The organism is Jiangella sp. DSM 45060, from assembly GCF_900105175.1.
GTDB lineage: Bacteria > Actinomycetota > Actinomycetes > Jiangellales > Jiangellaceae > Jiangella.
In genome coordinates this window covers 2647664-2673988 of record NZ_LT629771.1, presented here as the reverse complement: position 1 = coordinate 2673988, position 26325 = coordinate 2647664, and the positions used below count along the sequence as shown (strand labels likewise).

At 73.5% G+C, this 26325-nt stretch carries 26 protein-coding genes and 1 pseudogene; 17 read left to right on the top strand and 10 right to left on the bottom strand.

What is annotated here, in order from left to right; genetic code table 11:
- Nucleotides 1-142: 142 nt before the first annotated feature.
- Nucleotides 143-517, top strand: coding sequence for a hypothetical protein (locus BLU82_RS12035; protein ID WP_092620211.1), 375 nt, complete (start codon nucleotides 143-145; stop codon nucleotides 515-517).
- A gap of 280 nt (nucleotides 518-797) precedes the next feature.
- Nucleotides 798-1337, top strand: a complete 540-nt coding sequence (locus BLU82_RS12030; RefSeq protein WP_092620208.1) for a hypothetical protein — start codon at nucleotides 798-800, stop codon at nucleotides 1335-1337.
- On the opposite strand, the gene BLU82_RS12025 is transcribed toward BLU82_RS12030, so the two are convergent.
- The gene (locus BLU82_RS12025) at nucleotides 1298-1963 is read right to left on the bottom strand and encodes a response regulator transcription factor (RefSeq protein ID WP_092620205.1); all 666 of its coding nucleotides are present in this window, start codon (nucleotides 1961-1963) and stop codon (nucleotides 1298-1300) included. The two genes, BLU82_RS12030 and BLU82_RS12025, sit on opposite strands and share 40 nt — an antisense overlap.
- Nucleotides 1960-3087 (bottom strand): sensor histidine kinase, encoded by a 1128-nt coding sequence (locus BLU82_RS12020; RefSeq protein WP_092620202.1) that lies wholly within the window; start codon nucleotides 3085-3087, stop codon nucleotides 1960-1962. Before BLU82_RS12020 ends, BLU82_RS12025 begins: the two co-directional genes overlap by 4 nt.
- Before the next feature lie 60 nt (nucleotides 3088-3147).
- Here BLU82_RS12020 and BLU82_RS12015 point away from each other — a divergent pair, with 60 nt between their 5' ends.
- The gene (locus BLU82_RS12015; RefSeq protein WP_092620199.1) at nucleotides 3148-4557 is read left to right on the top strand and encodes a GH1 family beta-glucosidase; all 1410 of its coding nucleotides are present in this window, start codon (nucleotides 3148-3150) and stop codon (nucleotides 4555-4557) included.
- On the opposite strand, the gene BLU82_RS12010 is transcribed toward BLU82_RS12015, so the two are convergent.
- From BLU82_RS12010 to BLU82_RS12000, 3 genes are all read right to left on the bottom strand, one after another.
- On the bottom strand, nucleotides 4554-5159 hold the full coding sequence (locus tag BLU82_RS12010) for a hypothetical protein (protein ID WP_092620196.1): 606 nt from the start codon (nucleotides 5157-5159) through the stop codon (nucleotides 4554-4556). The two genes, BLU82_RS12015 and BLU82_RS12010, sit on opposite strands and share 4 nt — an antisense overlap.
- A 66-nt stretch (nucleotides 5160-5225) precedes the next feature.
- Nucleotides 5226-7088, bottom strand: coding sequence for an alpha/beta hydrolase (locus BLU82_RS12005; RefSeq protein WP_157740843.1), 1863 nt, complete (start codon nucleotides 7086-7088; stop codon nucleotides 5226-5228).
- A gap of 10 nt (nucleotides 7089-7098) precedes the next feature.
- Nucleotides 7099-8130: a helix-turn-helix transcriptional regulator gene (locus BLU82_RS12000; RefSeq protein WP_092620190.1), complete on the bottom strand. Its 1032-nt coding sequence runs from the start codon at nucleotides 8128-8130 to the stop codon at nucleotides 7099-7101.
- 58 nt (nucleotides 8131-8188) lie between these two features.
- Between BLU82_RS12000 and BLU82_RS11995 the strand changes: the two genes are divergently transcribed.
- The 4 genes and pseudogenes from BLU82_RS11995 to BLU82_RS36315 form a co-directional block, all read left to right on the top strand.
- On the top strand, nucleotides 8189-8872 hold the full coding sequence (locus BLU82_RS11995; protein ID WP_157740841.1) for a twin-arginine translocation signal domain-containing protein: 684 nt from the start codon (nucleotides 8189-8191) through the stop codon (nucleotides 8870-8872).
- A gap of 89 nt (nucleotides 8873-8961) precedes the next feature.
- On the top strand, nucleotides 8962-11457 hold the full coding sequence (locus tag BLU82_RS11990; RefSeq protein ID WP_092620187.1) for a tetratricopeptide repeat protein: 2496 nt from the start codon (nucleotides 8962-8964) through the stop codon (nucleotides 11455-11457).
- A 286-nt stretch (nucleotides 11458-11743) separates the two neighbouring features.
- On the top strand, nucleotides 11744-12091 hold the full coding sequence (locus tag BLU82_RS11985) for a hypothetical protein (RefSeq protein ID WP_092620184.1): 348 nt from the start codon (nucleotides 11744-11746) through the stop codon (nucleotides 12089-12091).
- A gap of 66 nt (nucleotides 12092-12157) precedes the next feature.
- A pseudogene (locus BLU82_RS36315) lies at nucleotides 12158-12276 on the top strand (IS481 family transposase); the annotation flags it as partial.
- 50 nt (nucleotides 12277-12326) lie between these two features.
- Here the strand turns inward: BLU82_RS36315 and BLU82_RS11980 are convergent.
- Entirely contained in the window at nucleotides 12327-13532 is a 1206-nt protein-coding gene (locus BLU82_RS11980; RefSeq protein ID WP_092620181.1) for an endonuclease/exonuclease/phosphatase family protein, read from the bottom strand.
- A gap of 38 nt (nucleotides 13533-13570) precedes the next feature.
- Nucleotides 13571-14563: a sugar-binding transcriptional regulator gene (locus tag BLU82_RS11975; RefSeq protein ID WP_092620178.1), complete on the bottom strand. Its 993-nt coding sequence runs from the start codon at nucleotides 14561-14563 to the stop codon at nucleotides 13571-13573.
- Between the two features lie 98 nt (nucleotides 14564-14661).
- On the opposite strand from BLU82_RS11975, the gene BLU82_RS11970 reads away from it, so the two are divergent.
- From BLU82_RS11970 to BLU82_RS11940, 7 genes are all read left to right on the top strand, one after another.
- Complete coding sequence (locus BLU82_RS11970) at nucleotides 14662-15663, top strand: zinc-dependent alcohol dehydrogenase family protein (protein ID WP_092620175.1); 1002 nt, start codon at nucleotides 14662-14664, stop codon at nucleotides 15661-15663.
- The gene (locus BLU82_RS11965) at nucleotides 15660-17018 is read left to right on the top strand and encodes a sugar ABC transporter substrate-binding protein (RefSeq protein ID WP_092620172.1); all 1359 of its coding nucleotides are present in this window, start codon (nucleotides 15660-15662) and stop codon (nucleotides 17016-17018) included. The genes BLU82_RS11970 and BLU82_RS11965 overlap by 4 nt, the downstream gene beginning before the upstream one ends.
- A gap of 101 nt (nucleotides 17019-17119) precedes the next feature.
- Complete coding sequence (locus tag BLU82_RS11960) at nucleotides 17120-17962, top strand: carbohydrate ABC transporter permease (protein ID WP_092625728.1); 843 nt, start codon at nucleotides 17120-17122, stop codon at nucleotides 17960-17962.
- The gene (locus BLU82_RS11955; protein ID WP_092620169.1) at nucleotides 17959-18813 is read left to right on the top strand and encodes a carbohydrate ABC transporter permease; all 855 of its coding nucleotides are present in this window, start codon (nucleotides 17959-17961) and stop codon (nucleotides 18811-18813) included. Before BLU82_RS11960 ends, BLU82_RS11955 begins: the two co-directional genes overlap by 4 nt.
- Nucleotides 18814-18931: 118 nt before the next feature.
- On the top strand, nucleotides 18932-19414 hold the full coding sequence (locus BLU82_RS11950) for a cysteine dioxygenase family protein (RefSeq protein ID WP_092620166.1): 483 nt from the start codon (nucleotides 18932-18934) through the stop codon (nucleotides 19412-19414).
- Nucleotides 19411-19809 (top strand): rhodanese-like domain-containing protein, encoded by a 399-nt coding sequence (locus BLU82_RS11945; RefSeq protein WP_092620163.1) that lies wholly within the window; start codon nucleotides 19411-19413, stop codon nucleotides 19807-19809. Before BLU82_RS11950 ends, BLU82_RS11945 begins: the two co-directional genes overlap by 4 nt.
- 10 nt (nucleotides 19810-19819) lie before the next feature.
- Nucleotides 19820-21262, top strand: coding sequence for an HAD-IG family 5'-nucleotidase (locus BLU82_RS11940; RefSeq protein ID WP_092620160.1), 1443 nt, complete (start codon nucleotides 19820-19822; stop codon nucleotides 21260-21262).
- Between the two features lie 170 nt (nucleotides 21263-21432).
- Here the strand turns inward: BLU82_RS11940 and BLU82_RS35975 are convergent, their stop codons facing one another.
- Entirely contained in the window at nucleotides 21433-21564 is a 132-nt protein-coding gene (locus BLU82_RS35975; protein WP_255367110.1) for a hypothetical protein, read from the bottom strand.
- A 364-nt stretch (nucleotides 21565-21928) separates the two neighbouring features.
- On the opposite strand from BLU82_RS35975, the gene metG reads away from it, so the two are divergent.
- Genes metG through BLU82_RS11925 form a run of 3 tightly spaced genes read left to right on the top strand, consistent with a single transcriptional unit; the run spans nucleotide 21929 to nucleotide 25152 of the window.
- On the top strand, nucleotides 21929-23398 hold the full coding sequence (gene metG, locus BLU82_RS11935; RefSeq protein ID WP_092620157.1) for a methionine--tRNA ligase: 1470 nt from the start codon (nucleotides 21929-21931) through the stop codon (nucleotides 23396-23398).
- 36 nt (nucleotides 23399-23434) lie between these two features.
- Nucleotides 23435-23662, top strand: a complete 228-nt coding sequence (locus BLU82_RS11930) for a potassium transporter TrkA (RefSeq protein ID WP_092620154.1) — start codon at nucleotides 23435-23437, stop codon at nucleotides 23660-23662.
- A gap of 5 nt (nucleotides 23663-23667) precedes the next feature.
- Entirely contained in the window at nucleotides 23668-25152 is a 1485-nt protein-coding gene (locus BLU82_RS11925) for a cation:proton antiporter (RefSeq protein WP_092620151.1), read from the top strand.
- Here BLU82_RS11925 and BLU82_RS11920 read toward each other — a convergent pair.
- A complete protein-coding gene (locus BLU82_RS11920) occupies nucleotides 25142-25666 on the bottom strand; it encodes a GNAT family N-acetyltransferase (RefSeq protein ID WP_092620148.1) in 525 nt (174 codons plus the stop codon). The genes BLU82_RS11925 and BLU82_RS11920 overlap by 11 nt on opposite strands.
- Nucleotides 25667-25676: 10 nt before the next feature.
- Nucleotides 25677-26318 carry a LysE family transporter gene (locus BLU82_RS11915; protein ID WP_092620145.1) on the bottom strand — a complete coding sequence of 214 codons (642 nt, stop codon included), beginning with the start codon at nucleotides 26316-26318 and terminating at the stop codon, nucleotides 25677-25679.
- Nucleotides 26319-26325 lie beyond the last annotated feature (7 nt).

Here is a 26325-nt window from a genome sequence, read left to right as displayed (position 1 = left end):
CGTCCCTTCCTCGTCCCCGCGGGGTTCTCCGACACTGACGAGGATGGGGTGACGGCACGGCCCGGCGCGTCCGGCTGGAGCGGGCACCCGACGTACATCCCGGGTTGTGCTCTAGGGGTGATCACGTACGCCGGAAGTTGTCGTGGCGGTGGTCGCCGCCGTGTGGACGGCGCTGACCGGCGCCACCGTCGGCGTGCTGGTCGAGCAGTGCCCGCCGGACTTCATCGTCGTCGACCTCGACACGCTGCCGCTCGGCGCCGAGGTTCCGGTCACCTACCTGCGGCAGAGGGACCAGCAGCAGGCGGCCCGGGACGAGGCCGACCGGCTGGGCGAGCAGATCACGCTCCCCCGCACCGTCGACGCGCTGGACTACCACTCGTTCACACTCATCGGCCGCACGGCCGGGTACGACACCGAGTGGCAGGCCGCGATCACCTGGTGGGACGGCGAGCGGGTCCACACCGACGTGCTCGACGACGACGGACAGCCGTTCCGCGTGACGGCAGCGAGCCGATGACCGACCGCATCCCGAGCAGCGCCCTGATGCGCCGCGGGCTGGTGCGCGGCCACCCGATCCGCGCGGCGCTGATCGGCATGTCGTTGCTGCTGGTGGTGGCGGCGCTGCCCGCGCAAATCGACTGGGCCGACCGGACGGGCTCGGCGCAGTTCGCGGCCGGCCGCCTCCGCTTCCTGACGATCTCGCCGACACTGCTGTACAGCGATCGGTCCGGGCGGCCGGCGTACCTGGCCGAGCTGCTGTGGGCGGTGCTCTTCCTGACCCTGCTGCTGGCCACGTCGTGGCGACTGGCGAGCGCGACGGCGGGCGACTGGACCCGGCCGGTGGTCCTGGCGCTGGCGCTGCCGAGCCGGCCGGCCGGCTCTGGTGCGCCGGCCGCGAGGGTGCGGACTACTGCGCCGGGCGACTCGCGGCGACGGTCGGCACTGAGCCGACGCCCGCGGGCGCGTCCATCGCGGATCCGCAAGCGCGGTGGTTCCTGCGGCTGTACGCGTTCCAGGTGTTCGTCGTGGGCTTCGCGCTCGCACACTTCCTGGTCCGCGCCCGGCCCCTGCTCGCGAACCCGGCGACGACGCTGCTCACCGTCTGGGTGGCCTACACCACGGCCGTGGTGACCCAGGTCGCCACGATCCACATCGGTTCCGGCGCCGCCTTGATCGATCCCAGCCTGGACTTCGTCGTCCGCCAGTGGCTGCCGCCGGCCGGGCTGGGACGCACCCTGTTCGCCGCGCCCGCGGTCGCCGCCGTCCACCTGCTGGTGGCGCGGCTGCGGCGGGGGCGTCAGCCCAGCCAGCCGGGCGTCACCAGCCCGGCCTCGTAGGCGAGCACGACCAGCTGGGCGCGGTCGCGGGAGTCGAGCTTGGTGAGGATGCGGCTGACGTGCGTCTTCGCGGTGGCCGGACTGAGCACGAGGCGCTCGGCGATCTCGTCGTTGGACAAGCCCGCCGCGACCAGCTCGAGCACCTCGCGCTCGCGCTCGGTCAGCGCGTTCAGGCGGCTGTTCGGCACCGGCTTCGCGGCCCGGCCCGCGATCTCGGAGATCAGCCGGCGGGTGATCGACGGCGCGATCAGGGCGTCGCCGCGGGCCACGACGCGGACGGCGTGGATCAGCTCCATCGGCTCGGTGTCCTTGACGAGGAAGCCGCTGGCCCCGGCCCGCAGCGCGCCATACACGTAGTCGTCGAGGTCGAACGTGGTGAGGATGACGACGCGCACCCCGGCCAGCGCGGGGTCGGCGACGATGCGGCTGGTCGCCTCGAGGCCGTCCAGCTCGGGCATCCGCACGTCCATCAGCACGACGTCCGGGCGCAGCTCGCGCACCAGCGTCAGCGCCTCGGCGCCGTCGGCCGCCTCGCCCACGACGTCGAGGTCGGGCTCGCCGTCGAGGATGGACCGGAACCCCGCCCGGACGAGTCGCTGGTCGTCGGCCAGCAACACCGTCGTCATGCCGGGCCCCCGTACGGCAGCCGCGCGGTGACCCGGAAGCCGCCCTCGGGCCGGTCGGCGGCGTCGAGGGTGCCGCCCAGGGCCGCGGCCCGCGACCGCATGCCGTCGATGCCGCTGCCGTCGTCGGCGCGGGTGCCGGCGCCACGCCCGTCGTCGCTCACGTCCACCGTCACATCATCGCGCCCGTAGCCGATGCGGACCGCCACCCTGCCCGCACCGGCGTGCCGGGTCGCGTTGGTGAGCGCCTCCTGCACGATGCGGAACGCCGCGAGGTCGACCGCCGGGCGCAGGCCGACCGGCTCGCCGTCTGTGCTGACGTCGACGGCGAGCCCGGCGGCCCGGCTGCGCTCGGCCAGCTCCGGCAGCCGCCACAGGCCGGGCGCCGGCTCCGTCGGGGCCGCTTCGTCGACCTGGCGCAGCACGCCGAGCGTGCCGCGCAGCTCGCGCAGCGCCTCGCGGCTGGTCTCCTTGATCGCGGTCAGCGCCTCGGCGGCCGGGCCGTCGTCGCCGTCGCGGGACAGCGCGTGCAGCGCGGCGCCGGCCTGGACGTTGATCAGCGAGATGTTGTGCCCGAGGACGTCGTGCAGCTCGCGCGCGATGCGCAGCCGTTCCTCCGTCGCCCGCCGGCGCAGCGCCTCTTCCCGCTCGCGTCGCGTGCCGCGCATGACCGCCCCGATCGCCACGGCGGCGACCAGCCAGCCGACCAGCAGGAACATGCCGGGCGGACCCAGCGGCGACGCCTCCGTGCCGTACTCGCCGAACGCGGACCCCACCACCGCCAGCCCGCTGAGCACGCTCGCGACGACCGGCCGGCCCAGGGTCGCCAGCGTGAACAGTGCGATGACCAGCGTGACGAGGATCGCGCCGTCCGGGTTCACCGCCGGGTAGTAGACGCCGGACGCGACCAGCGTCACGATCCCGACCCCGATGGGGTGACGGCGACGGAACGCCAGCGCGCCGCACGCCACGATCATGAGCAGCCAGCCCAGCGGCGGCACCGGGCGCAGACCGACCGGATCGCCCTCGCCGATCACCGTCGTGAGCACCACGAACACGCCCGTGACCGCGGCGAGCAACGCGTCGCCGCGCCAGACCCGCGTCCATGCTTCCCGGGACCCGTTCATGCCCGCAGCTTAGATAAGGTCTGTGCTGTTCCGGCCACGTCACCCGAGGAGTCGCCACCCATGAGCACCGGCACCGGCCGCCGCTTCCCCGACGGCTTCCTCTGGGGGTCGGCGACGGCCTCCTACCAGATCGAGGGCGCGGTCAAGGAGGGCGGCCGCGGGCCGTCCATCTGGGACACGTACTCGCACACGCCCGGCAAGACGCTGAACGGCGACACCGGCGACATCGCCGACGACCACTATCACCGCTGGCAGGAGGACCTCGGCCACATCGCCGACCTGGGCCTGCACGCGTACCGGTTCTCGACGGCGTGGCCGCGGGTGCAGCCCGGCGGGCGCGGCCCGGCCAACCGCGAGGGCCTCGACTTCTACTCGCGCCTCGCCGACGGCCTGCTCGAGCGCGGCGTCAAGCCGGTGCTGACGCTGTACCACTGGGATCTCCCCCAGGACCTCGAGGACGCCGGCGGCTGGACCGCCCGCGACACCGCGTACCGGTTCGCCGACTACGCCGAGCTCGTCGCCCGCGAACTGGGCGACCGCGTCGACCTGTGGACGACGTTGAACGAGCCGTGGTGCAGCGCCTACCTCGGCTACGGGTCCGGCGCGCACGCCCCCGGCCGGACCGACGGCGCCGCCGCGCTGTCCGCCGTCCACCACCTCAACCTCGCACACGGGCTGGGCCTGCAGGCGGTCCGCTCGGTGCTGCCGTCGGCGCGCGGCTCGGTGACGCTGAACCTGCACGTCATCCGCCCGGTCGACCCGTCCTCCGACGACGACCGCGACGCCGCTCGGCGGGTCGACGCGCTGGCCAACCGCGCGTTCACCGGCCCCATGCTGTCCGGCGCCTACCCCGACGACCTGCTGGCCGACACCGCGCACGTCACCGACTGGTCGTTCGTGCGGCCCGGCGACACCGAGATCGCGCGCCAGCCGCTCGACGTCCTCGGCGTCAACTACTACTCGACCGGCCTGGTGCGCCGCTGGGACGGCGTCGAGCCGCGCTCCGAGGCGGACGGCCACGGCGACGCGCTCGGCTCGCCGTGGGTCGGCGCCGACGACGTCGAGTTCGTCCGTCCCGAGGGCCCGTACACCGCCATGGGCTGGAACATCGACCCCGGCGGCCTCACCGAGCTGCTGCTGCGGATCCACCGCGAGCACCCCGGCCTGCCGATGATGATCACCGAGAACGGCGCCGCGTTCCCCGACACCGTCTCCCCCGGCGGCGCCGTGCACGACCCCCTACGCGTCGACTACATCGCCCGCCACCTCGAGGCCACCGGCCAGGCCATCGACCAGGGCGCCGACGTACGCGGCTACTTCGCGTGGTCGCTGCTGGACAACTTCGAGTGGGCCTTCGGCTACGACCGCCGGTTCGGCCTCATCCGGGTCGACTACGAGACGCTGGAGCGCACCTGGAAGGACTCCGCGCACTGGTACCGCGACGTCGTCGCCCGCAACGGCCTGGACTAGTAGCCGAGGCCGGCGATCAGCTCCTCGGCCAGCGGGCGCAGCTGGTCCAGCGTGGCCCGGCCGGTGGTGTACACGCTCAGCAGCAGCCGCTCGTAGTCGCCGGCGCGGAGGACGACCTCGAGGCCGCCGGTGGCGACGTCGGCGGTGGCGAGCATCGGGTTGGGGCCGAACCCCGCGACGACGCCGAGGCCGGGGACGTCCTCGTAGTCGCCGACGGTCTCGTTGACGATGTCGGTGAAGGCCCGGTCCAGCACGTCGGCGTCGGTGTCGTCCTCGTCCCACTCGGTGGCCAGGCGGGTGTTGAGAGCGGGCAGGCCAGAGCTGTAGTCGCACTCGCGCGACAGGAAGTACGGCGTGCGCATGACCGGCGCCCGGCCCCGCTCGGTGCCCTCGCTGCCCTCGACGACGACGCCCAGCGCCTGCTCGATCGACTCGGCGGGCAGCAGGGCGCAGAACTCGTCGGCGGTGAGGTCCTCGAGGACGGACGCGGCTTCTGCGTCGCCGGCGGGGGTGGCGTCGGAGCCGGGTTCGGAAGCGGACGAACAGGAGGCCAGCACGGCGAGGGCGAGGGCGAGACGGGTGGCCAGGGCGGCAGAGCTCATCGGTGGGGTTCCTCGTGCTTCGGTGTGCGCCCGGCGGCAGCACCCTATCGGCCCGGCCCGGGCGGGTCAGCTCGGCAGCAGCACGATCACGACGAACCAGGCGGCGAACGCCAGCCAGAGCAGCCCGGCGGCCCCCAGCAGCACCCGGCCGCGGACCGAGGCCCGGCGCAGGCCGAGCGCGACGCCCACCGGTCCGGCCAGCAGCAGCAGGCCCAGCCACGGGAGCGCGGGTGGCACGCCCACCACCAGCCGGGTGGGCAGCGTGCTCGCGGCCGACCAGAGCACCCCACCGGCGGCGAGCAGGAACACCGTCCCGGCGAGCGGCGCCACCCCGGCGACCAGGGCGCCCCGCCCGCGGCCGCGTCCCATGACGACCGGGGCCAGCCAGGCGGCCAGCCAGCCCGCGCAGAGCAGCGCGAACGCCGCCGGGAGCGCCACCGCGAGCCAGTCGCCGTCGCCCGCGGCCAGCCCGGCCTGGGCGACGCGCGTCGTCGGGTGCAGGTCGCCGGCGCCGACGACGGCGTACGCGGGCGTCGCGCGGTCGCACAGGTCCGCGACGTCGCGGCCGGGGTCGGCCAGCCAGGCGACGATCGTCTCGCGGCCGCACGCGCTGTTGAGCAGCACGGCGTGGCCGACGCCGGCGAACTCGAGGAACCGGCGGTCCGCCAGTCCGGCCGACGCCTCGTCGGCGGCGGGCGCGGGCGTCACCGGGTCCTCGGCGCCGGCCAGCACCAGCGCCGGCTGGGTGAACGCCACCGGCGCGGGCGGCAGCGGCGGCGAAGCCAGCCCGAGCTCCGCGCAGACCACTTCGTCGGCGACCAGCCACTCGATCAGCGGCGACGCCCGCCCGGCCCCCGCGCGGCGGTAGGCGACCTCGTCCTGGCACTGCATGGCCCAGTACTGCCCGAGTGTGTGGCCGGTCAGCTCCTCGACCCCGACGTCGACCAGCGTGCTCAGCGCGCCGGTGTGGCCGCCGGCGAGGCGGTCCAGCAGGTACGGGACCACCGGCAGCAGCTCGACGTCGTACAGGGCGGCGTGGACGAACGTGACGAGGTCGTCGCCGGTCAGCCGGAACGTCCGCGGCTGCGCGGTGACCGGGTTGTGCCCCTCGACCTCGACCGGGTCGGCGTCCAGCCGGTCGGCCGCGGCGAGGAGGTCGGCGTACGGGTCCGGGAAGTCGCCGCCGGAGCGCTCGCCGAGCCGGTCCAGCGACAGTTCCAGGCCCTCGTACGCGGTGGCGGCGAAGTCGCGGTCGGGCGCGCTGAACGAGTCGAGCACGACGGCGTCGACGCCGGCCGGGTCGACCCGGGCCAGCTCGGCCATCACCTGGGTCGACCACGACAATCCGTAGGCGGCCCAGCTGTCGTAGCCGAGCGCCAGGCGCAGGTCGCGCAGGTCCCGGGCGGTCTCGGCGACGGTGTAGCCGCGCACGTCGCCGCCGGCGGCCTCGAACGCGTCCAGGCAGTCGCGCATCGCGATGGCGGCCGGCTCGAACTCGTCGTACGGGTCGTCGGTGCTGGTGAACGCGTCGGCCATCGCGGCGGCCGCGCCCGGGCATTCCAGCGACGGCGTGGCGCGGGCGCCGCCGCGCTGCTCCAGCACGACGACGTCGCGGGTCTCGCGAAGCCCCAGCCCGTAGGCGAAGTACCCGGCCAGCTGCACCGATCCGGACCCGGGCCCGCCGTTCATGAACACCAGCGGCGGCGCCGTGGGGTGCTCGGACCGGACCCGCACGTACGGCAGCTCGATGGTGCGCCCGCCCGGCTCGGCCCGGTACTCGGGCACGGTCAGGACGCCGCACTCGCCGCCGTCGGGGACCTCGACCACGCAGTCGTCCGGCCCCACCTCGGCGGCGGCCGGCGGCGCCAGGCCGAGCAGCGGCGCGGCTGCCGCGAGCATCGTCGCCGTCCGCCGCAGCCGCCTCAGCACGCGCGCCAAACTACCCCAGCAACGCCGCCGCGAGCTCGGTGCGCGCGTAGACGACACGCCGCCCGGTCCGGCGGCGCGCGACCAGGCCGGTGCGGTGCAGGATGCCGAGGTGGTACGACACCGTCGCCGCCGACAGCGCCTCGCGGCGGCCCAGCTCGGCGGTGGTCCGCGGGACGTCCAGCGCGGCCAGCAGGGTGGCCCGGGTGTGCCCGATCAGCTCGCCGAGGTCGCCCGGCGCCGCCGCCGACGCCGGCCACAGCGCGTGCAGCCCGCGGGCCGGGTACAGGATCGACGGCGCCGTCGGCCGCTCCGCGTTGAGCAGCACGCCGTCACCGATCCCGGTGCTCGGGACCAGCAGCAGGCCGTCGTGCGGCCAGTCGACCACCAGGTCGAACGGCTTGCGCACCACGATCGCGCCGTCGTCCCAGCGCACCGACGGGTGGAAGTCGTCGAGCAGGGTCAGCGCGCCGTGCTGGGCCATCCGGTCGCCGCGATAGGCGACGTCGGCGGTGAGCACGTCCAGCACCCGCGGCCAGTCGGGCGCCAGCACCCGCTCGAAGTACGTGCGCAAGGCGCCGGCCACCCGGGCCGTGAACGCCGCCGCTCCCCCGGCCAGCGCCTCGGCGACGACCGCCGGCATCGGCTGGCGCAGTTCCTCCAGCCGGGCCGGCCCGCCGACGCTGGCGGCCACCTCCACCGGGACGGCGCGGCCGCGGAACGCGATGTCCAGCTGGTACTCGGTCAGCTCCGGCGGCGTCGCCGCGATGGCCGCCGCCTCGTCGTCGATGCTCGTCACCGCGGCGTCCGGCGGCGGCGTGAGCAGGTCGAGGACGTAGACGGTGCTGCCGGTCAGCGCGGCGAGCAGGCTCAGCGGCTCGGCCGGTACGGCGTCGAGGGCGCGCGCCCGCCAGCGCATCAGGTGCGGCGAGCCGGGCGACGGACGGTGCAGCGCGCGCAGGCTGCCGACGACCTCGGCGCACGGCGAGATGCCGAACCGGGACCGGCCCAGCGCCTCGGCCGTCATCGGGATCCGGACCGCCACGATTCGAACCTACTCGAATTCATGGCGGCATCGCCGCCCGCCCGGGTCGGCTGGGCCCATGACGCGACCCCTGTTGTCCCGCCGCCGCGCACTCCAGGCCGGCGCCGCCACCGCGGCCGGCCTCACCGCCGGCCTCGCCCTCCCCTCGATCGCCGACGCCGCCGACGCCGCCGGTGCGGCCGCCGCAGCCGCCACCGACCCGGCGCAGCGCAAGGTCGTCCTCGTCGGCGCCAACCCCGGCGTCCAGCTGTTCGACGGCGACACCGTCACCGCCTACGCCTCGGTCTGGACGGTCGACTGGTCCACGCACGGCGCCGGTGCGGCGATCGTGCTCTGGCACGACGGCCGGGTGCGGGTGCTGACCGACCACCCGGCGCTCGGCTCCTGGCTGGAGCGCGCGTTCACCCGGTTCTTCCCCGAGGCCGAGGGGCTGCCGTGGCCGGAGCCGCGGATCGAGCGGCGCGCCGTGCACGTCGCCAACGATCTCGCCCGCGGCACCCACGCGCGGGGCGGCGACGTCGCCGTGCGTATCTCCGGCGTCCAGGACCGGCGGGCGTTTGCGACCGACGAGTTCGACCTCGGTGGCCGGGTGCACAGCCTCAGTCTGGTGACCGGTCCGAGCGCCGCCGGGTCCATCGAGGTGCGCGGACGACGCCTCCCCGGCGAGGTGGTCCGGTCCGGCACTCCCGACCGTCCGTCGTCCAGTGCGTTCGTCGCCGTCGCGGAGGTCTGGAGGTTCTGAGCGGAATCACTTGCTCGCCGAGGTCCGACACCCCAAGATCAGCCGGTACGATTTCACAGCTACCGGGTCATCTCGGAGGTAAACAAGGCGTGTCGGCCAGCAACGAGATCGACGACTTCGCGAGTCTGCTCCGGCGGCATCGGCTGGCGGCCGGTCTGTCGCAGGAGGAGCTTGCGGAGAAGGCCGGTCTCAGTTCCGACGCCGTCGCCGCGCTGGAGCGCGGCCGCCGGCGCGCGCCCCGGCCGCTGACGGTGCGCCTGCTGGCCACCGCGCTGAACCTGTCCGAGACCGCCTTCGCCGACTTCACCGAGTCGCTGCGCCGGTCCCCGGCGCTCCACGCGCCGCAGGTCCAGGGGCCGCCGCTGCCGCCCGACACCCTCATCGGCCGGGCGGCGGAGCTGGCCGAGCTGACGTCGCTGCTCGGTCACGGCGGCGTCCGCCTGGTCACGCTGACCGGCCTGGGCGGCGTCGGCAAGACCCGCCTCGCGGTCGCCGTCGCCAACGAGGTGCGCGGCCAGTTCGAGGGCGGCGCGTGCTGGGTGCCGCTGGCGGCCCGCCCGGACGGCCCGGAGGTCATCGACGCCGTCGCGGCCGCGGTCGGGCTGCGCCCCGCCTCCGACGCCGCCGAGGTCGACGCGCTGGCCGAGCACATCGGCTCGCGCCAGCTGCTGATCGTCCTGGACAACTGCGAGCACGTCATCGAGACCTGCGCCTGGCTGTGCACCGTCCTGCTGCAGCGCTGTCCGCGGCTGACGGTCGTCGCCACCAGCCGCGAGCTGCTGCGCGCCCCCGGCGAGGTGGTCCGGCAGGTGCAGCCGCTGGCGGTGCCGCCGTCGCGGGCGCCCGTCGACGAGATCCGCGAGGCCGACGCCGTCCGCATGTTCCTCGCCCGCGCCGCCGCGCACGGCGTCCACCCGCGCGACGACCGGCTGCGGCAGGTCAGCCGGGTGTGCCGCAGCGTGCAGGGCATCCCGCTGGCGCTGGAGCTGGCGGCCGCCCGGGTCAACGTCCTGACCATCGAACAGATCGCGGACGAGCTGGACACGTCGTCGCGCATCCTCTCCGGCGGCAGCCGCACCGCGCCGCTTCGCCAGCAGACCATCGACGCCGCGCTGGACTGGAGCTACCAGCTGCTCAGCGCCGAGGAGCGGGAGTTCTTCGAGGCGGTGTCGACGTTCTCCGGCGGCTGGACGATGCCGGCCGCGGTCGCGGTGTTCTGCGCCGAGCAGACCGACGCCTGCCACGAGCGGGTGCTCGACCTCACCGGGCGGCTGATCGACAAGTCGCTGATCCTCGTCGACCGCGACGCCGCCGAGGCGCGCTACTCGATGTTCTCCGTCATCCGCCAGTACGCCGACCGGCGCCTCGACGACGGCGGCCGGCGCACGGTCATCGAACAGCGGCACCTGCGTTACTTCGTCGAACTTGCCGAACGGGCCGAACGGACCCTCGGCACCGACCAGCAGGCCGCCACGCTGGACCACCTCGACGTCGAGCTCGACAACCTGCGGGTGGCGCTCGGCCGGGCCATCAGCCGCGAGCTGGGCGGCGAGTCGATGCGGCTGGCGGCCGCCCTGTGGCGCTACTTCTACCTGCGCGGCCACTACTCCGAGGGCCGCGACTGGCTGGAGTCGGCGCTGCGCATCGCCCGCGTGCCCGGCCCCGCCGCGGCCGGTGCGCCCGCCGTCGCGCCGGCCGCGCTGGCCGGGGCCGCCCGCGGCGCCGGCTACCTGGCGTTCCTGCAGTGCGAGTACGACGTCGCCGCCGAACGGCTGGAGGAGGCGCTGGGCCGCTACCGCCGCCTCGACGACCCCGCGGGCGCCGCGCTCACGCTGCGGCACCTGGGCAGCATCGCCCGCGAGCGCGCCGACTACGACGCCGCCCACGAGCTGCACCTCGAGAGCCTGCACCTCTACCAGCAACTGGGCGACAAGGCCGGCATCGCGTGGGCCCGGCACTATCTCGGTTTCGTGTCGTGGCTGCGCATGGACCTCGACGGCGCCCGCGACTACTCGGCGTCGGCGCTCGGCTACTTCCAGCAGGCCGGCGACGGCGAGGGCATCACGTGGTCGCAGCTCAACTTGGGCGTCGTCGCCCTGTACGACGGCGACCTCGACGGCGCCGAGCGGCTGCTGCACCAGAGCCTCGGCCGCGCGCAGCGGCTGGGTTACCGCGAGGGCGTGGGCTGGTCGCTCAACCAGCTGGGGGTGGTGGCCCGCCGTCAGGGCCGGCTCGAACGGGCCATCCACCTGCTCGACGAGAGCCTGGCCGAGCACCAGGAGCTGGGCGACAAGTGGCGGTCGGCGAGCGTCCTGGAGGCGCTGGCGTCGGTCGCGCAGGAGCACCAGAACACCGCGTACGCCGCGTTCCTGCTCGGCGCCGCGTCGGCGGTCCGCGACACCATCGGGACGCCGGTGCCGCTGTGCGAGCGTCCCGACACCGAGGGCACCACCACGGCGGTCCGCGCCGCGCTCGGCGAGCGGGCGTTCGCGCACGCCTGGGGCGCGGGTCAGGCCACGCCCCTGCACGCCGTGGCCGACGGCTATCCGCCGGACGCCCTCAGCACGCTCGACACACCATGGTGATCACCGGGGAAGGTGCCCGGCCGGCAGCGGTCTTGCCCCCCGCTAGACGCGCTGCCGGCCAAGCTGTGCGGCGCCGGCGCCTGGCCATGTCCACCCACATCTGCTACGGGATCCGGCACTCCTCCCCCCGCGGGAACAACGATGTCGTGTCCGGGCGCCGCGCAACAGCTACAGCACCCTGACAACAGCCTGACAATGTGCACCCGCCCGTACCTCTGTGGTACGGGTCCGACGATGGCTCTGCGGTATGACGACGCGCGGCGGCCCCGCCCGTAGCGTCCGGGCCATGACGACCGCACCCCTGCGCGGCGGCCTCCGGCTGGTCCAGTTGCTGCTCATCGCCATGATCGTGCTCGTGATCGCGCGTGGCCCGTTCTACGGGCTGGTCGACCCCGGCCCCTACGACGACGCCTGGGGCGGACCGTCGCGGTCCGGCGCCTGGCTGGTGCACGCCGCCGTCGCCGTGCCGATCGGCCTCGCGGCCGGTGGGCTGCTGGTCGCGGTGGAACGGCTGCGCCGCCGGCTCGTCCAGCAGGATCGGGACGAGCCGACGACGTGGTGGGTGCGGCCGGCGGCGCTGGGCGCCGTCGTGCTGGCCGTGGTGTGGCTGCTGCTCTGGCTCCAGCAGGTCTAGCTGTAGTTCCCACGGACGTTGTGAGCGGCTGACGTAGACCGCGGCCAAGTGGGCGAGGCGGTATCGGGCCACGCGGTCGATTCCTACTCCCGCCTGTCGACTCCGAACACCTCGACGACGAACGCAAACAGACCGCCGCCGGGTTCTGGGAAGGCGCCCGGGAGTTCTTCGCCAACGCCGGCATCGCAGGACGCACACCCGCCGACCGCGTTCACAACCTCACGCGGAACCACATCTAGCGACCCCCCGGGACCCGGACGTCCACCCAGACGAGGCGGTGGTCGCTGGTCGGGAACGGGAACTCGCCGGTCAGCCGGGACAGCGGGTCGGAGCGGACCGGCCAGAACACGCCCGCGTCGACCGGCCGGAGCTGCCGCGACGGCAGGACGTAGTCGGCGCGCAGGTTGCCCGGCGCGGTGTCGGCGAAGTCGGCGGTGTCGTAGCGCGGGTCGCCGCCGTGCGTCGCGTTGGCGCCGCCTTGCAGGACGGCCGCTTCGGGGGCGCCGGCCGACGTGGGCAGCGGGTCGACGACGCGGGGGTGGTCCAGCAGCTGCTGGATGGCGCCGGGCACGGAGTCGCCGTCGACGGGGTCGCTGTTCTGGTCGCCCATGATGACGAACGCCGAGCCCGGTTTCAGCCCGCCGCGCCGGCCCTCGTCGTCGTAGATCCAGGTGGCCCGGCCCGGGCCGACGTACTCGGCCCAGAAGCGGATCTCGTCGTGGTTGCGCCGGCCGTTGCGATCCTCGGGGCCGTCGAACGTCGGCGGCGTCGGGTGCGAGACCAGCACGTGCACCGTGCGGCCGCCCACCCGCACCGGCACGTCCCAGTGCGACTTGCTGGACAGCCGGAGCACCGCCTGCTCCTCCGGCGAGTAGAAGTCCGTCGGCAGCAGCGAGCCCGGCAGGTCCTTCCAGAGGAAGTCCTGGAACGTGCGGACGTCCTCCTCGAGGATCGGGTACCTCGACAGCACGGCCATGCCGTACTGGCCGGGGAACAGCCCGAACCCGAAGGCGTCGTCGCCGCCGCCGACCGTGCCGTCGTTGTTGAGGTCGAAGCCGCTCGGGACGCCGGTGTTGGACGGCGCGACGTAGGCGTACGGGTACTCGATCGGGTCGGCGCCGCCCTGGCCGGTCTCCAGGTAGTTGGCGCGGAAGAGGTCGGCCGCGACTCCGCCCTCGACGTAGTCGAACTCGTTCAGCAGGACGATGTCGGGCCGGGTCCGCTGGATGACCTCGGCGACGGCGCGTGCCTGGGGGTCGGCGCCGGTGGACAGGTCGTCCTCCAGCTCACCCTCGGCGGCGCGGTTCAGGCTCAGGTTGTAGGTGGCGACGCGGAGCTCGGCGGCGCCGGGCCGGTCGGCGTTCGCCGGTGCCGCGGCCAGCACCGCCGCGGCCGTGGTCAGGGCCGCCGTCACCGCGACGGCACGGATCGAGGTGCGCATGGCGACACACCCTAGACCCGCCGGGCGAACACCAGGCGTCACGACGATGACGGGGCGGCGAGCTCGAGCAGCCGGCGGGCCAGTGCGGCGTCGGTGACGAGCGTCGTGACGAAGCCGCCGCGGACCGCCGCGAGCGCGGCCTCGGCCCGCCGCGCGCCGTACGCGGTGGCGATGACGACCGGGGTGTCGCGCAGCGCCTGCAGCGGCACGCCGACGACGCGTTCGTCGAAGCCGCCGGTGACGTCGCGTCCGGCGGCGTCGAACAGCCGCGCGCCGGACTCGCCGACGGCGCCGCGTTCCAGCGCCTCGGCCCGCTCGGCCGCGGTGACGGCGTCCCACACCGTCGACAGGCCGGGCCCCCAGCTGCCGACCGACACGACGGCGACGTCGAGCGCCTTCGCCCGGTCCAGCGCGCGGGCGATCTCGCGCTGCCGGCGCAGCCCGGCCGCCGTCGCGGCGTCGTCGACCACCAGGGGCGCGTAGATGGGCAGCGCCTCGCCGCCGGCCGCGGCCGCCACCGACCGCACCACCTCGACGGTGCCGGCCGACGAGCCCTCGACCGACATCGACCCGGCCAGCTGGACGACCGTGCACGGCGCCAGCCGGTGCAGCCGCCGCGACATCGCCTCGATGGTGCGGCTCCAGGTCAGCCCCAACACCTGACCAGGGCGGACGGTGTCGGCGACCAGCTCGGCGACCACGGCGGCCAGCTCGTCGCGGGTGGCGGTCTCGGGCTGCGCCGGCGCCTCGACGACCACGGCGTCGCGCACGCCGGTGGCGTCGCGCAGCGCCATGGACAGCTCATCGTCGAGGTGGCCGGGCAGGGTGATCTCGACCCGGACCCAGCCGCGCGCCCGCGCCTCGGTGAGGATGCGCGCGACCTGGAACCGGGACAGCCCGAACTCGTCGGCGATCTCCACCTTCGACCGGCCGTCGACGTAGTGCCGGCGGGCCACGGCGCCCGCGAGCACGAGGTCGGACGGGCTGGTGGCCGAGCCGCCGCCGGCCGGTGGCCTGCCCCTGCGTGGCATGACAACCCCCTTGACCGTTCCATGTGACCGCGATACAACCTTCATTGTACACATATGAGCGGCTAATTCGCTCATATGAGCGAGCGCAAGGAGGCTGCATGCGTGCCGTCGTCATCGAGAAGCCTGGCGAGATCACCGTCCGCGACGTGCCCGACCCGGTCCCCGGACCCGGCGACGTCGTCGTCGCGGTCGGCGCCTGCGGGCTGTGCGGCACCGACCTGCACATCGCGGCGGGCGAGTTCCCGCCCAGCCCGTACCCCCTGGTCCCGGGGCACGAGTTCGCCGGCGTCGTGGCCGAGGTCGGCCCCGGCGTCGCGACCGGCGTCGCCGTGGGCGACCGCGTCGCCGTCGACCCGTCGCTGTTCTGCGGGTACTGCCGCCAGTGCCGCCGCGGCCGCGGCAACCTGTGCGAGAACTGGGGCGCCGTCGGCGACACCGTCGACGGCGCGTTCGCCGAGTACGTCAAGGTCCCGGCGGCGTCCTGCTACCGGCTGCCGGACGGGCTGACCGTCGCGCAGGGCGCGCTGATCGAGCCCGTCTCGTGCGCGGTGCACGGGCTGCGCCGGCTCGGCGCGGAGCCCGGCGAGCGGGTGCTCGTGCTCGGCGCCGGCACGATGGGCCTGATCATGACGCAGCTGCTGGTGGCGGCCGGCGCCCGGGTCAGCGTCGTCGACCTCGCGGCGGGCAAGCTGCCGCTGGCGACGGAGCTGGGCGCGGCCGAGGTCGCGACCTCGGTGCCGGAGCTGCCGACCCAGCGCTTCGACGCCGCCGTCGACGTCACCGGCGCGGTGCCCGCACTGGAGGCGGCGTTCGGCGCGCTCGACCGCGGCGGCCGGCTGCAGGTGTTCGGCGTCGCGACGGCCGAGGCACGGCTCGCGCTGTCGCCGTTCCGCATCTACAACGACGAGATCACCGTCGTCGGGTCGATGGCGGTGCTGCACAGCTTCGGCGACGCGGTCGAGCTGGTCGCGTCCGGGCAGGTGCGCACGGAACCGCTGGTCTCGCACACCGCCGGGCTGGACGAGTTCCCCGCGCTCCTCGACCTCGTGCGCTCCGGCGCGACGATCAAGGCCCAGGTGACGCCGGGCGGCGCGGCATGAGCCGGCGGGCGCTGCGGCTGGCGGCCGCGGGCGGCTCCCTGGCGGTGCTGAGCGCCTGTGCCGGCGCCGGGGCGCTGACGTCCGGGTCAGGCGACGGCACGACCATCGTCGTCGCGGTGGTGTCGAACCCGCAGATGACCGACGCCATCGCGCTGGCCGACGACTTCCGGGCCGCCCACCCCGGCGTCGACGTCGACTTCGTCTCGCTGCCGGAGAACGAGTCGCGGGCGAAGATCACCGCGTCCGTGGCCACCGGCGGCGGCGAGTTCGACGTCATCATGGTCAGCAACTACGAGACCGCCATGTGGGCCGAGAACGGCTGGCTGGTCGACCTCCAGCCCTACGCCGACGCGACCGACGACTACGACACCCACGACTTCATCGCCCCGGTGCGCGAGTCGCTGTCCTACCAGGGCGACATGTACTCCGTCCCGTTCTACGGCGAGTCGTCGTTCCTGGTGTACCGGCAGGACCTGTTCGACGCGGCCGGGCTGACCATGCCGGAACGGCCGACCTGGCCCGAGGTGCGCGAGCTGGCCGCCGCCATCGAGCAGGCCAACCCCGGGATGAACGGCATCTGCCTGCGCGGACTGGCCGGCTGGGGCGAGAACCTGGCGCCGCTGAACACCGTCATCAACACGTTCGGCGGCCAGTGGTTCGACGAGGACTGGAACGCGCGGCTGGACTCCCCCGAGGTCCGCGAGGCGGTCGGGTTCTACGTCGACCTCGTCCGCGAGCACGGCCAGGCCGGCGCCGCCACCAGCGGTTTCGCCGACTGCGCGACGCGCTACGGCCAGGGCCAGGCGGCCATGTGGTACGACGCGACGTCGATGGTCAACGTCGTCGAGAGCCCCGAGGACTCCGTCACCGCCGGCCGCAACGGCTACGCGCCGGCGCCGGTCGTCGAGACCGACGCCAGCGGCTGGCTGTACACGTGGTCGCTGGGCATCCCGTCGTCGTCGGACCACCCGGACGAGGCGTGGGACTTCATCGCCTGGATGACCGACAAGGACTACCCGCACCTCGTCGCCGAGGAGCTGGGCTGGGAGCGGGTGCCGCCCGGCAGCCGCACCTCGACCTACGAGATCCCCCAGTACGCCGAGGTGGCGGCCGCGTTCGCCGAGCCGACGCTGTCGTCGATGGAGGTGGCCGACCAGGACCACACGATGACCGCGCCGGTCCCCTACGACGGCATCCAGTTCCTCGCCATCCCGGAGTTCCAGGACCTCGGCACCCGGGTCGGCCAGCAGATCTCCGCCGCCATCGCCGGCCAGATCAGCGTCGACGAGGCGCTGGACCAGGCGCAGCGCTACGCCGAGACCGTCGGCGAGTCATACCAGGAGGAGGACTCGTGAGCACCGACGTCGCCACCACCGCCGTCCCGCCGCGACCGGCCGCCCCGGCACGCGCGCCCGTCCACTCCGCGCGCCGCGAGGGCTGGCGGCGGCGCGCGCCCCTGCTGCCCGCGCTGGTCTTCGCCATCGTCGTGACGCAGATCCCGTTCCTCGTCACGCTCTGGTACTCGCTGAACTCGTGGAACCTGGTCCGGCCGGGCTCCGAGCGGTTCGTCGGGCTGTCCAACTACGTCGACGTCTTCGCCGACCGGGTGTTCCGCCAGGCCGCCCTCAACACCATCGTCATCACCGGCGGCTGCGTGATCGTCTCGATGCTGCTGGGCGTCGGGCTGGCGCTGCTGCTGGACCGCAAGTTCGTCGGCCGGTCGGTCGTGCGGACCTTGATCATCACGCCGTTCCTCATCATGCCGGTGGCCGGCGCGCTGGTGTGGAAGACGACGATGCTGGACCCGCTGTTCGGCATCGTGAACTTCGTGCTGTCGCCGTTCGGCGCGGACGACTACGACTGGACCAGCTCCGCGCCGCTCGTCTCCGTCATCGCCGCCCTGGTGTGGCAGTGGACGCCGTTCATGGCGCTGCTGGTGCTGGCCGGGCTGCAGAGCCAGGGCCGCGACGTGCTGGAGGCCGCGCAGGTCGACGGCGCGGGCGCGGCCCGGACGTTCCGCTCGATCACGCTGCCGCACCTGCGCCGCTACATCGAGCTGGGCGTGCTGCTGGGCGCGATCTACGTGGTCAACACGTTCGACCAGATCTACATCATGACGCAGGGCGGGCCCGGCACCGCCAGCGCCAACCTGCCCTTCTACATCTACCAGCGGGCGTTCCTCGGCTTCGACGTCGGCCAGGCCGCGGCCATGGGCGTGGTCGTCGTCATCGGCACCATCGTCGTCGCGACGCTCGCGCTGCGGCTGCTGTTCCGCTCGTTCGCGCAGGAGGACCGATGACCACCGCCACCGCCACCGCCAGCGGACCTGGGGCCCCGCCGCGCCGCCGGTCCGCCGGCCTGCTCACCGCCCTGACCTGGATCATCGGGATCGTCTTCTTCTTCCCGGTGCTCTGGATGGTGATCACCGCGTTCAAGCACGAGGCCGACGCGTACACCGACCCGCCGAGCCTCTTCTTCACCCCGACGCTGGAGCAGTTCCGCGCGCTGTTCGACGCCGGCGCCTGGCCGTACTTCCTCAACTCGCTGTTCGCGACGACGGTGTCGACGCTGCTCGTGCTGCTGCTGGCGGTGCCGGCGGCGTACGCGCTGGCGATCCGGCCGGTGAGGAAGACGCAGGACGTGCTGTTCTTCTTCATCTCGACGAAGATGCTGCCGGTCGTGGCGGTGATCGTGCCGATCTACGTCATCGCCGGGCGCATCGGCGCGCTGGACAACGTGTGGACGCTGGTCGTGCTCTACACGGCGATGAACCTGCCGATCGCGGTGTGGATGATGCGCTCGTTCCTGCAGGAGATCCCGGCCGAGGTGCTCGAGGCGGCCGCGATGGACGGCGCGTCGCTGCGGCAGACGCTGCTGCGCGTCATGCTGCCCATGGTGGCGCCCGGACTGGCGGCGACGGCGCTGATCTGCGTGATCTTCTCGTGGAACGAGTTCTTCTTCTCCGTCAACCTCACCGCGTCGCAGGCCGCGACGGTGCCGCTGTTCCTCGTCGGCTTCATGACCAGCGAGGGCCTCTACTGGGCGCAGCTGGCCGCCGCGGCGACGCTGGCCTCGCTGCCGGTGGTGCTGGCCGGCTGGGTGGCGCAGAAGCAGCTCGTCCGCGGCCTGTCGATGGGCGCGATCAAGTAGTCCGCCATGTGGACGGCGCTTGATTCCTAGCAGATCGCTGGGGATTATCGTCCGCATGCGCTGCTGTTGCTGACCTCCGGTCCCCCACCCTCGTCCGCACGCCCACCGGAGTCCAGCCATGACCATCGCACCCACCCCCGTCCACCTGCGCGACCTCGTCGACCTGACCCGCACCGTCGCCGCCGAGGTGCGGGCCGGGCGGCACCCCGTCCGCTTCGACGCCGACGACCGCTGGTCGGTGCGGCTGTCCAGCGACCCGTACACCGACGTCTGGCTGATCAGCTGGACGCAGGAGCAGTCCACCGAGCTGCACGACCACGCCGGGTCGCTCGGCGCGCTGAGCGTCGTGTCGGGCATCGTCACCGAGCGGTTCTGGACCGGGTCGTCGGGGCTGCGCGAGCGCCGGCTGCGCGACGGCCGGGGCGTCGGGTTCCCGGTCGGCCACGTGCACGACGTCGTCAACACCGAGCCCGAGCCGGCGGTGACGGTGCACGCCTACTCGCCGCCGCTCACCGCGATGGGCTACTACGAGGTCGACGGCGCCGGCGCGCTGCGGCGGGTGCGGACCGTCCTCACCGACGAGCCGGAGCCGGCCCGATGAGCCCGCGCGTCGAAGCGCTGCTGGACGCGGCCCGCGCGCGCATCGTCCGCCTCACCCCGGAGCAGGCCGCGCACGCCGTCACCTACGAGCGGGCGCTGCTGGTCGACACCCGCCCGGCCGCGGACCGCGAGCGGTTCGGCGCCATCCCGGGCGCGCTGGTCGTCGAGCGCAACGTGCTGGAGTGGCGGCTGGACCCGACCAGCCCGCACCGCCTCGAGCTGGCCGACGACCCGCGGCGCACCGTCATCGTGTTCTGCAACGAGGGGTACGCGTCCAGCCTCGCCGCCGCCTCACTGCGCGACCTCGGGCTGGTCAACGCGACGGACCTGGCCGGCGGCTTCCACGCGTGGGCCGCGGCGGGCCTTCCGGTCACGGGACGGCCCGGCACACCCTAGGCTCGGGGGCATGACGCCTCCGGACGGGCTGGAACGCGGTGTCTACGCCAACCGCACGCTGAACCTGCGCTCCGTGCAGGCCATCGGCTACGACATGGACTACACGCTCATCCACTACCGCACCGACGCGTGGGAGCGCACGGCGTTCGAGCACGCCACCCGAGTGCTCGCGGCCGGCGATTACCCCGTCGCCGGGCTGGCGTTCGAGCCCGACCGGTACCTGCAGGGGCTGGTCATCGACCTCGACCTCGGCAACCTCGTCAAGGCCACCCGGTTCGGCTACGTCATCCAGGCCCAGCACGGCACCCGGCAGCTGTCCTTCGACGAGCTGCGCACCACCTACAACGGCGTCACCGTCGATCTCAACAACCCGCGCTTCCGGTTCATGAACACGCTGTTCACGATCTCGGAGTCGGCGCTCTACGCCCAGTTCGTCGACCGCCTCGACGACGGCACCATCCCCGGCCCGCTCGGCTACGACGAGCTGTACCGCATCGTGTCGGCGGCGCTGGACGAGTCGCACACCACCGGCGCGCTGAAGGCCGAGATCGTCGCCGACCCGGACCGCTTCTGCGACGTCGACCCGTCCACCGCGCAGACGCTGATCGACCAGCGACTGGCCGGGAAGCGGCTGCTGCTGATCACGAACAGCGACTGGTCGTACACCAAGGCGATGATGAGCTACGCGTTCGACCGGCACGTGCCGTCCGGGTCGTGGCGCGACCTGTTCGACTTCGTCGTCGTGGCGGCCGCGAAGCCGCGGTTCTTCTCCGAGGTCGAGCCGGTGTTCCGGGTCGTCGACGCCGAGCGTGGGCTGCTGCAGCCGCACTGGGGGCCGCTGAAGACCGGCGAGGTCTACCACGGCGGCTGCGCGCGGCAGGTCGAGCAGAGCCTCGGCCTCACCGGCGCCGAGATCCTCTACGTCGGCGACCACCTCTTCGGCGACGTCCACGTCACCAAGTCCGCGCTGCGCTGGCGCACCGCGCTGATCATGCGCGAGCTGGAGGCCGAGATCGAGGCGGCGCAGGCGTTCGCCGCCGACGAGGCCGAGCTGCGGCGGCTCATGGTCGAGAAGGCGGTCCTGGAGGACCGGCTGGCGCAGACCCGCATGGCGCTGCTGCGCCCCGGCGACCCGTCCGCGCCCGGCCCGCACGGAGGCTCGCGCGAGGGCTCGCGCGAGGCGGTCGAGTCGCTGCGCGAGGCGCTGCGGACCTTGGACGAGCGCATCGTGCCGCTGGCCCGTGCCGCCGCCGAGCTCGGCAACCCCACCTGGGGCCCGATGATGCGGGCCGGCAACGACAAGAGCCTGTTCGCCCGCCAGGTCGAGAAGTACGCCGACATCTACACGTCGCGGGTGGCCAACCTCGGCCTGCGCACGCCGTTCGCGTTCCTCCGGGCCGCGCGGACGTCGCTGCCGCACGACCTCATGCCGCGCGAGATCGCCCCGGAATAGCGCGCCGCCCCAGGAGCTGCAAAAGACTCAATCCGGACATCGCGCCGGATGGTTTCCGCATAAAAAGACCGTCCGCGTATGCCTGGAGAATTCCAGAGGCATACGCGGACGGTTTGGTGGGGAGCCGCCAAGCGCCCACCGGATGGAGAAGGGCTTACGTGCCCCGTTTCTCAGCCGAGCAGGCCGGTCACGGTCCCCAGAAGCTGGTTGACCAGCGCGACGATGCTGTCGACGAGGCCGGAGAGTGCGTCCATGATCGTGCTCCTTTGGATGAGACGTTCGGTGGCGAACCGCAGGGCCAAGCTCTTGTCCGGACGACCCCGTGTTCTTGACTGTGAGTCTAGGCAGCGATTGTGGTTGCGCAAGGAGAAACAACAAATCTTTGCTTGCGTGTCGCACGAATAGCTATTTCAAGACACACAGAATGCCGTTCAAAGATGGACATACCTTCCTTGACACGCGTCATCACCTGATTGTCATGACTAGTCGCTGGGCCTCCGCGCTGGTCACGCGTACCATCGGCGGCATGACCCAGCGCACCCTGCCGACCATGCGCCCCTCCGCGGGGCTCACCGGCGTGCGCTGACACCACACCACGAAGCCCCTGCTCAGCGGGGGCTTCGTCACGTCAGCACTCCTCCGCCGCGCAGGGCGGAGGAGATCGCCATGACCACCAGCCGCTACTACGTCACCACGTCCATCCCGTACGTCAACGGCGCGCCGCACCTCGGCCACGCGCTGGAGCTGGTCCAGGCCGACGTGCTCGCCCGGCACCGGCGACGACGCGGGCAGCCGGTGCGGTTCCTCACCGGCACCGACGACAACGCGCTGAAGAACGTCGTCGCCGCGCGAGCGGCGGGCGTGCCGACCCGGCGGTTCGTCGACGCCAACGCGGCCGGCTTCGTCGCGCTAGGCCAGGCCCTGGCGCTGTCGGTCGACGACGTCATCCGGACCAGCACCGACCCGCGGCATCCGCCGGGGGTGCGCCGGCTCTGGGAGCGCTGCGCGGCCCGCGGCGACTTCTACCGGCGCACCTACACCGGCCGGTACTGCGCGGGCTGCGAGCAGTTCTACACCGCCGACGAGCTGGCCGGCGGCGTCTGCCCGGAGCACGGGGTGGCGCCCGAGGAGGTCAGCGAGGAGAACTGGTTCTTCCGGCTGTCCCGGTACCAGGACGAGCTGCTGCGCGTGCTGGAGTCCGGCGCCGTCCGCGTGGTGCCGGCCGCCAAGCGCGCCGAGGTGCTCGCGTTCGTCCGCGCCGGCCTGCGCGACGTCAGCGTGTCGCGCCCGGCCGAGCGGGCCGGCGGCTGGGGCATCCCGGTCCCCGGCGACCCGGGCCAGGTCGTCTACGTCTGGTGGGAGGCGCTGGCGAACTACGTGACGGCGCTCGGCTACGGCGGCGCCGACGACAGGGCGTACCGCGACTGGTGGGCCGGGTCGGCCGAGCGGGTGCACGTCATCGGCAAGGGCATCGTGCGCTTCCACGCGGTCTACTGGCTGGCCCAGTTGCTCTCCGCGGGGCTGCCACTGCCGACCGCGATCCTCGTGCACGACTATCTGACGGCGGACGGCGTCAAGCTGGCCAAGAGCGGCGGCGCCACCGCCGACCCGTCGGCCCTGGTCGCGCGGTACGGCACCGACGCGCTGCGCTGGTGGTTCGTCCGCGAGGTGCCGCGCACCGGCGACACCGACTTCACCGAGGACCGGCTGGTCGCCCGGCACGACCTCGAGCTGGCCAACGGGCTGGGCAACCTGGTGCAGCGGACGCTCACGCTGGTCCAGCGCCGCACCGGCGGGGCCGTCGGCCCGCCCGCGCCGGGCGCCCTCACCGACGCCGCCGGCGCGCTGCCGGTCGCCGTCGACCGGGCGCTGGACGGCTTCGACCTGCGCGCCGCGACGGCCGCGCTGGTCGCCGTCGTCGACCTCGCGAACCGGACGATCGAGGCGGAGCGTCCGTGGGAACGCCGGCCCGGCGCGGACGCCGTCCTGGCCACGCTGGTGCACGCCTGCCGGGTCGTCGCGGCGGAATTGGAGCCGTTCCTGCCCGGCGGCGCGGCCCGGCTGCGGGCCCAACTCTCTGACGGCGAACGCGTCGAGCCCCCCGAGCCCTCGTTCCGCAGGCTCGCCCGACCCTAAACTCAGTCACTGTTCGCCGCGGAGAAGGGACGCATCATGGGCCAGGGCGTGCACATGCAGGAGCTGCCGGGCATCGGCAAGCGCTACGACATCGACCTCGGCAGCGCGACGCAGCGGGTGTCCGTCGTCGTGCGGCAGGGCAACATCCGTGACCTCTACGTCTTCGCCGACAAGGGTGACGAGCCGACCGCCGTCCTCGAGCTGACCCGGGAACAGGCGCTGAAGCTCGGCGCCGTGCTCACCGGCACGTTCTTCGAGGGTTAGGCCCGGTGCACGCGGACCTCATCGGGCTGGGCGGCATCGTCCTGCTCGCCGGGCTGCTGGCCCGGCTCGGCCGGCGCTACGGGTTCCCGACGGTGCCCTGCTACATGCTGGTCGGCATCCTGCTCGGCCCGGGCACGCCGGGTCCGGTGCTGGTCGAGCACCCCGAGGACCTCGCCCTGCTGGCGTCCCTCGGTCTCGTGCTGCTGCTGTTCCACCTGGGCGTCGAGTTCCCGGCCGAGCAGGTGCTGGGCAGCGGGAAGCGGCTGTTCATCGCGGCCGGCGTCTACATCGGGCTCAACGTCAGCGCCGGCATGGCGCTGGGCTTCGCGCTCGGCTGGGGGACGTCCGAGGCGCTGGTGATCGCCGGCGCGCTGGGCATCTCGTCGTCGGCCATCGCGACGAAGCTGCTGATCGAGCTGCGCCGGCTGACGAACGCCGAGACGCCGATCATCCTCGGCATCATCGTCATCGAGGACATGTTCCTCGCGCTCTACCTGGCGCTGCTGTCGCCGGTGCTCAACGACTCCGGCTCGACCGCCGACTTCGTCGTCGACCTGCTGGTCAGCTTCGGGTTCCTGGTGCTGTTGTTCGCGCTGGCCAGGTGGGGTGCGCGCGCCATCTCGCTGGTCCTCGACAGCCGCGAGGACGAGCTGCTGGCGATCCTCATGGTCGGGCTGGTCGTGCTGGTCGCCGGCATCGCGCTCGAGGTGGGCGTGTCCGAGGCGATCGGCGCGCTGATGATCGGCCTGGTGGTGTCGCGGACGACGTTGAAGGAGCGGGTGGAGCAGGTGGTGCTGCCGCTGCGCGACGTGTTCGCGGCGATCTTCTTCGTCTCGTTCGGGCTGACCATCGACGTCGACGACCTCGGCGCCGTCGCGCTGCCGGTGGCCATCGCCGCCGTCGTCACGCTGGCGACGAACATGACGGCCGGCGTGGTCACGGCCCGGCTGTTCGGGTTCAACCAGCGCGCGGCCACGAACATCGGGCTGACGGTGCTGGGCCGCGGCGAGTTCTCGCTGATCCTGGCGACGCTGGCCATCGCGGCCGGGCTGGACGAGCGCATGGGCCCGTTCGTCGCGCTGTACGTGCTGGTGCTGGCCATCGCCGCGCCCCTGCTGGCGGCGCAGTCGAAGCACTTCACCCGGTTCGTGCCGGACCGGCTGCTGCGCTCGCGCTGGCAGTACGTCCGCGCCGAGACCATGAGCACGTCCTGCATCCACCAGGACCAGATGGAGGTCACCGAGACCGACGTCGACGTCTGCCAGCAGTGCGTCGACGATGGCGGCACCTGGGTGCAGCTGCGGCTGTGCATGAAGTGTGGCCTGGTGGCCTGCTGCGACGACTCACCCGCACGGCACTCGCGGGCGCACTACTTCGACGAGCACCACCCCGTCATCCAGTCGCTGGAGCCGGGCGCGGACTGGCAGTACTGCTACGTCGACGAGATCCTGGTGCGCGAGCCGCTGGGGCGGTCGCGGGCTACGTCGTGACGTAGACCCACTCCAGGCCGTCGAAGCCGAGCCCGTCGAGGTGCTCGGCCCGGTTCAGCCCGGCCCGGACGGCCACCCGCTGCGACGCGTGGTTGTCCGGCCGGATCCGGGCGACGACGGCCACGCCGGGCAGGTGCTTCGCGGCCCACCCGACGGCGGCGCGGGCGGCCTCGGCGGCCAGCCCGCGCCCCCACCACGCCGGGTCGAAGCCGTAGAACAGGTTCGTCACCTGGTCGTCGTGGAACCACATGTACTTGAGCCCGCAGAACCCGACCGGCCGGTCGGCGCCGTGCGGCAGCACCGTCCAGTAGCCGAACCCCTCGCTGCGCCAGTGCTCGTCCCAGCTCTGGTACAGGTTCTCCGCGCCGCCGCGGTCGCGGAGCAGGTTCGACGGGTTGTGCTCACTGGCCCGCGGGTCGCGGTAGATGTCGAAGATGACGTCGACGTCGCCGGGCTGCGGCCGCCGCAGCAGCAGCCGGTCCGTCACGAGCGTCGCGTGCCCGGCGTCCCTCACCGACGCGAGGTTACTCGCCGCCCGTGACGACCATGCGCACGGCCAGCACCAGGATCACGGCGCTGGACACGAACGCCGTCGCCAGCCGGCCGCGCGGGCCCGTCACGTACCGTCCGAGCAGCGCTCCCCCGCAGGCCAGCAGCAGTTGCCAGCTGGCCGACGCGGCGAACGCGGCGGCGACGAACACCACCGCCTCGGCGCCACCGGCCAGCTGCGCGCCGCTGCCGATGACCAGCGCGGCGAAGTAGACGACGGTCATCGGGTTGATCACGGTGATGCCGGCGAAGCGCAGGAACGCGGCGACCGGCGTGACGCGGTCGGCGCGGCCGTCGTCGGGGTCCGCGGCGCCGGGTGCGGCCCGGTGCCGCCGAACCGCGGCGACGGCCCCCGCAACGGCCATGACCAGCAGGACGGCGGCCGAGGTCCAGCGCAACGGGACGGCGTACGGCTCGACGGCGCCGGCCAGCGCCGCCCCGCCGAGCACCGCGGCGATCGCGTAGCCGCCGTCGACGGCCGCGACGCCCAGCGCCGCGCCCGCGCCCACCGTCAGCGAGGTGCGCGCCGTCAGGGCCACCAGGTAGGCGCCCACGGCGCCGACCGGGATCGCGATGCCGTAGCCGGCCAGCAACCCCGCGACGACGGCCGTGGTCATGGCGCGA